Source organism: Pseudomonas sp. BIOMIG1BAC (assembly GCF_001705995.2).
Lineage (GTDB): Bacteria > Pseudomonadota > Gammaproteobacteria > Pseudomonadales > Pseudomonadaceae > Aquipseudomonas > Aquipseudomonas sessilinigenes.
In genome coordinates, this window is record NZ_CP049045.1 from 3,204,728 (window position 1) to 3,216,319 (window position 11,592).

10 protein-coding genes are annotated in these 11,592 nt (G+C 64.3%); 7 read left to right on the forward strand and 3 right to left on the reverse strand.

Going from position 1 to position 11,592, the window contains the following annotated elements; genetic code table 11:
* Positions 1–34: 34 nt before the first annotated feature.
* Entirely contained in the window at positions 35–973 is a 939-nt protein-coding gene (locus ATY02_RS15275; protein WP_068575913.1) for a carbohydrate kinase family protein, read from the reverse strand.
* A gap of 249 nt (positions 974–1,222) precedes the next feature.
* Here ATY02_RS15275 and ATY02_RS15280 point away from each other — a divergent pair, with 249 nt between their 5' ends.
* The 6 genes from ATY02_RS15280 (at position 1,223) to ATY02_RS15305 (ending at position 7,937) form a co-directional block, all read left to right on the forward strand.
* Positions 1,223–2,239, forward strand: a complete 1,017-nt coding sequence (locus ATY02_RS15280) for an AraC family transcriptional regulator (protein ID WP_068575911.1) — start codon at positions 1,223–1,225, stop codon at positions 2,237–2,239.
* Positions 2,240–2,359: 120 nt separating this feature from the next.
* Positions 2,360–4,024 (forward strand): AMP-binding protein, encoded by a 1,665-nt coding sequence (locus tag ATY02_RS15285; protein ID WP_068575908.1) that lies wholly within the window; start codon positions 2,360–2,362, stop codon positions 4,022–4,024.
* A gap of 14 nt (positions 4,025–4,038) precedes the next feature.
* Positions 4,039–4,800 carry an SDR family NAD(P)-dependent oxidoreductase gene (locus ATY02_RS15290; RefSeq protein WP_068575906.1) on the forward strand — a complete coding sequence of 254 codons (762 nt, stop codon included), beginning with the start codon at positions 4,039–4,041 and terminating at the stop codon, positions 4,798–4,800.
* 12 nt (positions 4,801–4,812) lie between these two features.
* Entirely contained in the window at positions 4,813–6,003 is a 1,191-nt protein-coding gene (locus ATY02_RS15295) for an acetyl-CoA C-acyltransferase (protein WP_068575904.1), read from the forward strand.
* Positions 6,004–6,015: 12 nt separating this feature from the next.
* On the forward strand, positions 6,016–7,143 hold the full coding sequence (locus ATY02_RS15300; RefSeq protein ID WP_068575902.1) for an acyl-CoA dehydrogenase: 1,128 nt from the start codon (positions 6,016–6,018) through the stop codon (positions 7,141–7,143).
* A gap of 20 nt (positions 7,144–7,163) precedes the next feature.
* A complete protein-coding gene (locus tag ATY02_RS15305) occupies positions 7,164–7,937 on the forward strand; it encodes an enoyl-CoA hydratase (RefSeq protein WP_068575900.1) in 774 nt (257 codons plus the stop codon).
* 140 nt (positions 7,938–8,077) lie between these two features.
* Here the strand turns inward: ATY02_RS15305 and ATY02_RS15310 are convergent, their stop codons facing one another.
* The gene (locus ATY02_RS15310) at positions 8,078–9,229 is read right to left on the reverse strand and encodes an acyl-CoA dehydrogenase family protein (RefSeq protein ID WP_068575898.1); all 1,152 of its coding nucleotides are present in this window, start codon (positions 9,227–9,229) and stop codon (positions 8,078–8,080) included.
* 4 nt (positions 9,230–9,233) lie between these two features.
* Positions 9,234–10,340: an enoyl-CoA hydratase/isomerase family protein gene (locus ATY02_RS15315; protein ID WP_068575896.1), complete on the reverse strand. Its 1,107-nt coding sequence runs from the start codon at positions 10,338–10,340 to the stop codon at positions 9,234–9,236.
* Between the two features lie 459 nt (positions 10,341–10,799).
* Here ATY02_RS15315 and ATY02_RS15320 point away from each other — a divergent pair, with 459 nt between their 5' ends.
* Positions 10,800–11,579, forward strand: a complete 780-nt coding sequence (locus tag ATY02_RS15320) for a transporter substrate-binding domain-containing protein (RefSeq protein ID WP_068575894.1) — start codon at positions 10,800–10,802, stop codon at positions 11,577–11,579.
* The last annotated feature ends 13 nt before the right edge of the window (positions 11,580–11,592 follow it).

Here is an 11,592-nt window from a genome sequence, read left to right on the forward strand (position 1 = left end):
CGCAAGCAGCCCGCGGCAGCGGCTACACGGCGCATTACACCAGTTGATGCCGGTAGGGCAGGTCCGGCCCGGTGCGGGTGCAGGTCAGCGCTGCGGCGTTGACGGCGAAGCGCAGCAGGGCGTCGATCTGTTCGCGCCCCAGCTGCGCAAGACCCAGGGGCGAGTCCAGCCCCTGCTCGGTCAACCAGGCGATCAGCGCCGCCTGAAAGGTATCGCCGGCGCCCACGGTGTCGGCTACCTGCACTTGGGGTGTCGCGACCGACCAGTGGCCGTGGTGCTGGCTGAACACCGTCGCGCCCTGGCTGCCGCGGGTCAGGAACACCAGCTTGGCACTGCCTTGCAACCAGCCCTGGATCAGTGTCTCGGGCGCCTGCCCGGGATACAGCTGCTCCAGGTCCTCATCGCTGACCTTGATCAGGTCGGCGTGCCCGGCCAGTTCATCGATGCGTTGGCGCCACAATTGGATATCCGGCTGCGGGCCGAGTCGCACATTGGGGTCGAGGCTGATCAGACGCCGCCCCCGTTCGCGACGCACCAGGGCCAGCAGGGTATCGGCGATCGGTTGCACCACCAGGGCAAACGAGCCCACGTGCAGCCCGCGTACCAGGTCGTCCAGTTCCGGCAGGTGTTCTGTCAGCAATTGTCGGTCGGCACAGCCTTCGCCACGAAAGCTGTAGTGTGGCGAGCCATCGCTGCCCACCGCCACCATGGCCAGGGTGGTAGGGGCCGTGAATTCGCGCAGGTGGCGGGTGTCCACGCCTTCCTCCTCCAGTACCCGCCGCAAGCGCTGGCCCAGGTAGTCCCGGGACAGTCCGGCGAGCAGGGCCACATCGATGCCCAGGCGGCGCAGGCCTACCGCCACATTGAACGGCGAGCCACCGGCAATCGCCTGGAACGCCACTTTATTGGCCGGAGCACCGGCTTCGTCCACGCTAAAAACATCGAACAGCGCTTCACCGCATACCAGATACATAGTCATTCGCTCTTCAAGGGGCCAGATGCTGTCGATGGCGCTCACGCAGCGGTTGGCAGGGGCCGGGTTCGGGGCGCCGGGTCATGCATGATATCGGTGATGGCAGGCGATCGCCGCGATGTTTTCGACCCGCCATTGCCGTCCATGCAATGGCCAGGTACATCAGCCCAAGGTCCACTGGCTTTTTCCCGGTCACTGCCTAAGATGGCCGTCGTAGCTCCTCCTTTGTCCCGGAAACCGTTGGTAACGATGTCGGAAAAAGACACCATCTCCCTGCAACTGGTGCGCGAAGCCTTGTTGCAAAGCTGCGCGCCTGGCGTGGCCACCGAAGAAGTGCTGCACAAGGTCGGCATCGATCCGCTCGACGTGCAGTTAGGCGCGGGGAGGGTTCCGGCCAACGCCTATGCGCGACTCTGGCGCTTGCTGGCACGGCGCCTGGACGATGAGTTCTTCGGCATGGACCCGCGCAAGCTCAAGTCCGGCAGCCTGGCGTTTCTCTGTCGTTCGGCCATGGCCCAGCCGACCCTGGCTCAAGGCCTGGATTCGGTGCTGGAGTTTCTTTCACTGATGCTCGAACACCTGGGCGCGCAACTGGTACGCCAGCAAAGCCTGGCGGAAATCGTCCTGGCCGAGGACGAGCAGCCTCCGCGCCGGGCGTTTACCTATTTCACCTACTGGATGATCGTTCACGGCGTGGCGTGCTGGCTGGCAGGGCGGCGGATTCCGATCCTGGCCATCGAATTGCGTTGCCCGCAGCCGGAGTTCTGCGATGACTACCGGGTGATGTTCTCCGACAACCTGCGCTTTGACCGACCCCGCACGCGGATGATCATCGCCGCCGACTGCCTGGACCTGCCCATCAAGCGCAGCAAGGAGGAGCTCAAGCGGTTCCTGGCCCAGGCCCCGGCCAACATCCTGGTCAAGTACCGCGATCCGCAGAGCCTGGCCAGCCGGATCAAGCAGCAGTTGCGCCAGCTACCGGCAGAGCAGTGGCCGGAAAGCGAAAGCCTGGCCCAGAGCCTGTGCATTTCGGCCTCGACCCTGCGCCGCCGCCTGGCCGAGGAGGGCCAGAGCTACCAGGCGCTGAAGGACAGCGTGCGCAAGGAGCTGGCCATCGTCTGGCTGGCGGAACCGCAGATCAGCTTCGCGCAGATCGCCGAGCGCCTGGGCTTTGCCGATACCAGTTCGTTCTACAAGGCGTTTCGCAAGTGGTCCGGCTCCAATCCCGGGCACTATCGCAGCCTGATTCTCAACGACCCGGCCTGATCTTGGCCAAACCGGTCACGCAGGTTGACAGCTTTGACCATTGTCCGGCCAAGGCTCTGGCGCCAGTATTTCACTGATTTTCATGAGGTTCCCCAATAAAAACAACGAGGGCTTCTGGCAATGCGCGATTACCTGTCCGCCACCGAAAACTTCAACTACCAGCACACTGTCGATGCCACCCTGGCCGGCTCGCTGTCGGCGCTCAACGCCTGTGTCGAGTGCTGTGACCGGCATGCGCTGCCTGGGCGCATCGCGTTGTTCTGGGAGGGGCGAGACGGCAACAGCGCCAGCTACACCTTCACCGATCTGCAAGACAAGGCCGGACGCCTGGCCAACTTCCTCCTGGCCCAGGGCGTGGGCAAGGGCGACAAGGTCGCCGGCCTCTTGCCACGCAACGTCGAGTTATTGATCACGGTCCTGGCCACCTGGCGCATTGGCGCGGTGTACCAGCCCCTGTTCACGGCCTTCGGCCCCAAGGCCATCGAGCACCGGGTCAACAGTTCCGCTGCCAAGGTGGTGGTCACCGACGCCATCAACCGGCCCAAGCTCGCCGAGGTTGCCGGGTGCCCAACGGTAGTCACCGTGGCGGGTGCCAAGGGGCAGGGCATCGTACGGGGCGATTTCAGCTTCTGGGCCGAACTGGAGCAGTATCCGGCCCGTTGCGAACCTGTGCTGCTCAGTGGCGAAGATCCCTTCCTGCTGATGTTCACCTCGGGCACTACCGGCCCGTCCAAGGCGCTGCAAGTGCCGCTCAAGGCCATGGTCGCCTTCCAGAGCTATACCCGCGATGCCGTGGACCTGCGGCCCGAGGACGCGTTCTGGAACGTCGCCGATCCGGGCTGGGCCTACGGTATCTACTTCGGTGTCACCGGGCCGTTGGGCCTGGGTCACCCGATCACGTTCTACGATGGCCCCTTCACCCTGGAAAGCACTTGCCGGGTGATCAACAAATACGGCATCACCAACCTCACCGGGTCGCCAACCGCCTACCGCTTGCTGATTGCCGGCGGCGATCAGTTCGCCCGCTCGATCAAGGGCCGCCTGCGCATCGTCAGTAGTGCCGGCGAGCCGCTCAACCCCGAGGTCATCCGCTGGTTTGCCGAGCAGTTGGAGGTGGTGATCCACGATCACTACGGCCAGACCGAACTGGGCATGGTGCTGTGCAACCACCATGGCCTTGAGCACCCGGTGCATGTTGGCACCGCCGGTTTCGCCTCGCCGGGCCATCGCATCGTGGTGCTCGACGAGGAATATCGCGAGCTGGGTGTCGGCCAGCCGGGAATCCTGGCCATCGACCGTCGGCAATCGCCGATGTGCTGGTTCGCCGGTTACGCCGGGGCACCGACCAAGGCCTTCGTTGGTGATTACTACCTGAGCGGCGATACCGTGGAGTTGAACCAGGACGGCAGCATCAGCTTCGTCGGGCGCAGCGACGACGTGATTACCACCTCCGGCTACCGGGTCGGTCCGTTCGACGTGGAAAGTGCCCTGGTGGAGCACCCGGCGGTGATCGAGGCGGCGGTGGTGGGCAAGCCCGATCCGGAGCGTACCGAGCTGGTCAAGGCCTTCGTGGTGCTCAGCGAGCAGTACCGCGCCACTCCGGAATTGGCCGAGGAGCTGCGCCAGCATGTGCGCAAGCGCCTGGCGGCCCATTCCTACCCGAGGGAAATCGAGTTTGTCAGCGACTTGCCCAAGACCCCCAGTGGCAAATTGCAGCGCTTTATCTTGCGCAACCAGGAAATCGCCAAGGCTCAAGAGGCCGCGGCGGCAACAGTCAACGCGTGAACAGGGTTTGAACGATGCAGATTCAGAACAAGGTTTTTCTCGTCAGTGGCGGTGCGTCGGGCCTTGGTGCCGCCAGCGCTGAAATGCTGGTAGCCGCCGGCGCCAAGGTAATGCTGGTGGATCTCAACGCCGAGGCCGTGGCGGCCAAGGCGCAGCAGTTGGGTTGCCAGAGCGTGGTCGCCGATATCAGCCAGGAGGCGGCTGCCGAAGCGGCAGTCCAGGCGGCGGTGAAGGCCTTTGGCGGGCTCGATGGCCTGGTCAACTGCGCGGGCATCGTGCGCGGCGAGAAGATTCTCGGCAAGAACGGTCCCCATGCCCTGGCCACCTTCGCCCAGGTGATCAACGTCAACCTGATCGGCAGCTTCAACCTCATGCGCCTGGCGGCCGCGGCCATCGCCGAAGGCCAGGCCGACGCCGATGGCGAGCGTGGGGTCATCATCAACACCGCCTCCATCGCGGCCTTCGACGGGCAGATCGGCCAGGCCGCCTATGCCGCCTCCAAGGGCGCGGTGGCCAGCCTGACCCTGCCGGTGGCCCGCGAGCTGGCACGTTTCGGCATCCGCGTGATGACCATTGCCCCAGGCATCTTCGAGACGCCGATGATGGCTGGCATGAGCGATGAGGTCCGGGCCTCCCTGGCCGCCGGCGTACCGTTCCCGCCACGCCTGGGCAAACCCGTCGAGTACGCCGCGCTGGTGCGGCATATCATTGAAAACAGCATGCTCAATGGTGAGGTGATCCGTCTCGACGGCGCCTTGCGCATGGCCGCCAAGTAAGGAGTCAGCATCATGTCCATTAACCAAGATCCGATTGTCATTGTCAGTGCCGCCCGCACCCCGATGGGTGGTTTCCAGGGCGAGTTGAAAGGGCTCAGCGCCCCGCAACTGGGAGCGCAAGCCATTCGTGCCGCAGTGCAGCGCGCCGGGATTGCCAGCGATGCGGTGCAAGAAGTGCTGTTCGGCTGCGTGCTGCCGGCCGGCCTCGGCCAGGCGCCTGCACGCCAGGCGGCCCTGGGAGCCGGCCTGGACAAGGGCACCCGTTGCACCACCCTGAACAAAATGTGCGGTTCGGGCATGGAGGCGGCCATCCTGGCCCATGACACGCTGCTGGCCGGCAGCGCCGAAGTGGTCGTCGCCGGTGGCATGGAAAGCATGTCCAACGCGCCCTATCTCCTGGATCGCGCCCGTGCCGGCTACCGCATGGGCCATGGCAAGGTGCTGGACCACATGTTCCTCGACGGCCTGGAAGATGCCTACGACAAGGGGCGCTTGATGGGGACTTTCGCCGAGGACTGCGCCGAGACCAACGGCCTGACCCGTGAAGCCCAGGATGCCTTTGCCGTGGCCTCGCTGACCCGAGCCCAGCAGGCGATCAAGGATGGCCTGTTCAAGGATGAGATCGTTCCCGTACAAGTGACGATCGGCAAGGAAACCCGGCTGATCAGCGACGACGAGCAACCCCCCAAGGCCAAGCTGGACAAGATCGCCGGTCTCAAGCCGGCCTTCCGTGAAGGCGGCACTGTGACGGCCGCCAACTCCAGTTCGATTTCCGACGGTGCCGCGGCGCTGGTCCTGATGCGCCGTTCCGAAGCCACCAAGCGCGGGCTCAAGCCACTGGCCGTGATTCATGGCCATGCGGCCTTCGCCGATACGCCGAGCCTGTTTCCCGTGGCTCCGGTCGGTGCTATCGAGCGCCTGATGAAGAAAACCGGCTGGTCCCTGGATGACGTGGACCTGTTCGAGATCAACGAGGCCTTCGCCGTGGTCAGCCTGGTGACCATGAACAAGCTGGAAATCCCCCATGACAAGGTCAACGTCCATGGCGGCGCCTGCGCCCTGGGCCATCCGATCGGCGCCTCGGGGGCGCGGATCCTGGTGACCCTGCTGTCGGCCCTGCGCCAGAAAGGCCTCAAGCGTGGCGTGGCTGCGATCTGCATCGGTGGTGGCGAAGCCACGGCCATGGCTGTTGAATGCCTGTAACGAGGAATCGCGATGTTGCCCAATGACGAACAACTGCAGATCAGCGACGCGGCCCGGCAATTTGCCCAGGAGCGCCTAAAGCCTTTTGCCGCCGACTGGGATCGCGAGCATCGCTTTCCCAAGGAAGCCATTGCCGAGATGGCCGAACTGGGCTTCTTCGGCATGCTGGTGCCCGAGCAGTGGGGCGGTTGCGACACCGGTTACCAGGCCTATGCCATGGCCCTGGAGGAAATCGCCGCCGGTGATGGCGCCTGTTCCACCATCATGAGCGTGCACAACTCGGTGGGTTGCGTGCCGATCCTCAAGTTTGGCAACGATGAGCAAAAGGAACGTTTCCTCAAGCCCCTGGCCAGCGGCAGCATGCTCGGGGCCTTCGCCCTGACCGAGCCCCAGGCCGGCTCCGATGCCAGTAGCCTGAAGACCCGGGCCCGCCGCGATGGCGACCACTATGTGCTCAATGGCTGCAAGCAGTTCATCACCTCGGGGCAGAACGCCGGGGTGGTGATCGTTTTCGCGGTCACCGATCCGGCGGCGGGCAAGCGCGGTATCAGCGCGTTCATCGTGCCTACCGACGCCCCGGGCTATAAGGTCGCGCGGATCGAGGACAAGCTCGGCCAGCATGCTTCCGATACCTGCCAGATCCTCTTCGAGGACGTGAAGGTGCCCGTGGCCAACCGCCTGGGCGAGGAGGGCGAGGGCTACAAGATCGCCCTGGCCAACCTCGAAGGTGGCCGCGTGGGCATTGCCTCGCAATCGGTGGGCATGGCCCGGGCCGCATTCGAGGCGGCGCGCGACTATGCCCGTGAGCGCGAGACTTTCGGCAAGCCGATCATCGAGCACCAGGCCGTGGCTTTCCGCCTGGCGGACATGGCCACCCAGATCGCCGTGGCGCGGCAGATGGTGCAATACGCCGCAGCACTGCGCGACAGTGGCAAGCCGGCCCTGGTCGAGGCCTCGATGGCCAAGCTGTTCGCCTCGGAGATGGCCGAGAAGGTCTGTTCTGCGGCCTTGCAAACCCTGGGCGGCTATGGCTACTTGAGCGACTTCCCGCTGGAGCGGATCTACCGTGACGTACGGATCTGCCAGATCTATGAAGGCACCAGCGACATTCAGCGCATGGTCATTTCGCGCAATCTCTGACTTTTAGCAGGAGCTGATTCATGAGCTACGAAACCATTCTGTTGGATATCAAGGACCGGGTCGGCCTGATCACCCTCAACCGCCCCCAAGCCTTGAACGCGCTCAACGCGCAGATCGTCGGCGAGATCAACCAGGCCCTGGATCGCCTGGAAGCCGATCCGCAAATCGGCTGCATCGTCATCACCGGCTCGAAGAAAGCCTTCGCTGCCGGCGCCGACATCAAGGAAATGGCTGAGCTGAGCTATCCGCAGATCTATCTCGACGACCTGTTCAGCGACAGCGACCGAGTGGCCAACCGGCGCAAGCCGATCATCGCCGCGGTCAATGGCTTTGCCTTGGGGGGCGGTTGCGAACTGGCGCTGATGTGCGACTTCATCCTGGCCGGTGACAACGCCAAGTTCGGTCAGCCGGAAATCAACCTCGGCGTGCTGCCGGGCATGGGCGGCACCCAGCGCCTGACCCGCGCCGTGGGCAAGGCCAAGGCCATGGAAATGTGCCTGACCGGGCGTTTCATCGATGCGGTGGAGGCCGAGCGTTGCGGCATCGTCGCGCGTATCGTGCCGGCCGACGAGTTGGTGGACGAAGCCCTGAAGGTCGCCGCACTGATTGCCGGCAAGTCGGTACCGGTGAGCATGATGATCAAGGAAAGCGTGAACCGCGCCTTCGAGGTCAGCCTGTCCGAAGGCGTGCGCTTCGAGCGCCGGGTGTTCCATGCCGCTTTCGCTACCCAGGACCAAAAGGAAGGCATGGCGGCCTTTATCGCCAAGCGCGAGCCGCAGTTCAAGGATCGCTGAGGCGGTTTGCGGCTATAAAAAAATCGCAGCCTGGGCTGCGATTTTTTTGTGTCTTCAAGAAGGCTATTGCGGGCAAGCCCCGCTCCTACATGAAAATGACGTTCCTGTAGGACGCGGCTGCCCGCGATGCTTTTACTCGATCAAACCAGGTAGTGCTTCAACTCACGGGCGATCAGCATGCGCTGGATCTCGCTGGAGCCCTCGTAGATCTGGGTGATCCTTGCGTCACGGTAGTAGCGCTCCACCGGGTAGTCCTCAAGGTAGCCATAACCGCCGTGGATCTGCATGGCCGAGGAGCAGACCTTCTCGGCCATCTCCGAGGCGAACAGCTTGGCCTGGGAGGCTTCGGACAGGCAGGGCTGGCCGGCGCTGCGCAAGCGGGCGGCGTGCAGGATCAACAGGCGCGCGGCGTTGATCCGGGTGTGCATGTCCGCCAACAGGTTGGCGATGCTCTGGTGCTCGATGATCGGTTTGCCGAACTGCACCCGATCGCGGGCATAGGCCAGGGACGCTTCGAAGGCGGCCCGCGCGATCCCCAGGGCCTGGGCGGCGATGCCGATGCGCCCGCCCTCGAGGTTGGACAGGGCGATGGCCAGGCCCTTGCCCCGTTCGCCCAGCAGGTTGGCGGCCGGCACGCTGCATTGGTTGAGGGTCACGGCGCAGGTATCGGAGGCGCGGATGCCCATCTTGTGTTCGGTGCGGTCGACGATGAAACCCGGGGTGTCGGTGGGCACCAGGAACGCCGACAGGCCTTTCTTGCCCAACTCCGGATCGGTCACGGCGAAGACGATGGCCAACTGCGCCCGCTTGCCATTGCTGACGAACTGCTTGGCGCCGTTGATCACCCACTGGCCGTCGCGCAGTTCGGCGCGGGTCTTGAGGTTGTGGGCCTCGGAGCCGGCCTGGGGCTCGGTCAGGCAGAAGCAGCCGATGGCTTCGCCACTGGCCAGGCGTGGCAGCCAGGCCTGTTTCTGCTCTTCGCTGCCGTAGTTGAGGATCGGCCCGCAACCCACCGAGTTGTGGATGCTCATCAGGGCGCCGGTGGCACCGTCGCCAGCGGCGATCTCTTCCACGGCCAGGGCGTAGGCCACGTAGTCCAGGTAGCTGCCGCCCCATTGCTCGGGAACCACCATGCCCAACAGGCCCAGCTCACCCATCTTGCGGACCAGGGCGTCGTCGATCCAGCCGGCCTTTTCCCAGGCCTGGGCATGGGGCGCGATCTCGCCACGGGCGAAATCCCGGGCCATGTCGCGGATCATCACTTGTTCTTCGGTCAGTTCGATATCGTGCATGAGTTCAGCTCCCGCTGCCGTCAAAACCGCTGAAGAAGCTCGCCACCCGTTCGGCCTCGAGGGCCGCCAGGGTCGGTGGGTTCCAGTGCGGGGTCTTGTCTTTGTCGATGATCAGGGCGCGTACGCCTTCCATCAGGTCGCCGCGTTCGAACCACTGCCGGTCCAGGTGCAGCTCCAGGGCGAAGCACTGCTCCAGGCTCAGTTGGCGGCCCTGGCGCAGCATCTCCAGGGTCACGGCCATGGCCAGGGGCGAGCGGGTTTCCAGCAGGTCGGCGGTAGCCTGGGCCCACTCATGGCTGTCGGCCACGGTCACGCTGCGCAATTGCTCGACGATGCCGGGCACGTCTGGCTGGGCGAAGAAGTGATCGATGGCCGGGCGCAGCGCCTGCAATGGCGCATCGGCCAGGGCCTGGACCCCGAGCCTGGCCAGCAGGCCCTGCAGGTCCTTGAGCGGTGACTGGCCCCATTGCAAGCGGTCCAGGCGCTGATCCAGCAGTGCCAGCTTGTCGCTTTCCAGGTACCAGTCGGCCAGGCCGCAATACAGCGCGTCGGCCGCGCGGATCTGCACGCCGCTGACCCCGAGGTAGGTGCCCAGCTCACCCGGAACCCGCGACAGGAAGTAGCTGCCGCCGACATCGGGGAAATAGCCGATGGCCACTTCCGGCATCGCCAGGCGACTGCGCTCGGTGACCACCCGCAGGTCGGCGCCTTGCACCAGGCCCATGCCGCCACCGAGGACGAAGCCGTCCATCAGTGCCAGGACCGGCTTGCGGTAATGGTGGATAGCCAGGTCCAGGGCGTATTCCTCGACGAAAAACGCTTCGTGCAAGGTGCCGGCATTCTTGTAGCTGTCGTACAACGAGCGGATGTCGCCACCGGCGCAGAAGGCCTTTTCACCCGCGCCGCGCAAGACCACGGCATGGATCTTCGGGTCCAGGGCCCAGGCATCCAGTTGGCGCTGCAAGGTGCGCACCATGGACAGGGTGATAGCGTTGAGGCCGGCGGGGCGGTTTAGGGTCAGATGGCCGATATGATTGCGTACCTCGATCAGCACCTCGTCCTGAGGGGTATCGAGGTCCCGTGCCGTCTGGGATGGAACCTGAGCAGTCATCACTAACTCCCTGCTTTTATTGTTCTTTATATGAAACTCGCGCGCGAGCATCGTCGGATCGTAACAGTGCAAATTTGCCGAATTCAACCGTGAAAGCTGCAGGTTGGCTGTGCATTTTTGCATGGGTGGGTGAACGTCGGCACCAGCCCCTCAAGCGCGCTGATCCCCGAGCTAGAAGGCCTGCGACAGAATCGGCTGTGAAATGACGGTTATCAGCCGATCCCGGCTGTTTCAGGTGCCCGTTACGACACCTGCGTGGCATTCGCTATTGGCATTCTGGCGCTCGGTTGCAGCGTAGCTCGTGGCGACCAGGACGAACCCGGCGCGGTGCGCCAGGCCTCGGCGATAACGCCAAGAACCCGATTGCGGCGACCCCGCACACACTCTCTGCCCCTGTCACAAGTGGGGCCCGGTTTTACGCCGGGCCGCTATAAATCCAAATAATCCGGGACTCTGAAGATGAATAAGAAATGGCTGGCCGCGCCGTTACTGGCGCTCGCGTGCACCTGCCTGGGCGCCAGCGCCAAGGAATGGAAGGAACTGCGCTTTGGCGTCAACCCAAGCTACCCACCCTTCGAGTCGAGTACCGCCGATGGCGGGGTACAGGGCTTCGGTGTCGATCTGGGCAATGCCATCTGCGCCGAACTCAAGCTCAAGTGCGTATGGATCAGCAATGATTTCGATGGCCTGATCCCGGCGCTCAAGGCAGGCAAGTTCGACGCCATCGAGTCGTCGATGACCGTGACCGACGCGCGGCGCAAGCAGATCGACTTCAGCGACCGGCTCTATGCCGGCCCCACGGCCATCGTCACGCGCAAGGGCTCGGGGCTGGAACCCACCGGCGAGTCGTTGAAGGGCAAGACCCTGGGCTACATGCAAGGCACCGTCCAGGAGACCTACGCCAAGGCCCGGCTCGGGCCGGCGGGGGTCAAGCTGCGTGCCTACCAGAATCAGGACCAGGTGTACGCCGACCTGGTCTACGGGCGCCTTGACGCCTCGATCCAGGACAAGTTGCAGGCGCAGATGAGTTTCCTCGCCTCGCCCCAGGGCGCGGACTTCGAAAATAGCGTGGGAATCAGCGACCCGCTGGTGCCTTCGCAGATCGCCATCGGCTTGCGCAAGGATCAGGACGAGCTCAAGGCCATGCTCAATGGCGCGATCCAGGCGCTGCACGAGAAGGGCATCTACGCCCAGATCCAGCGCAAGTATTTCGGCGACCTCGACCTCTACAACAACTGATCCAAGGTCCGGC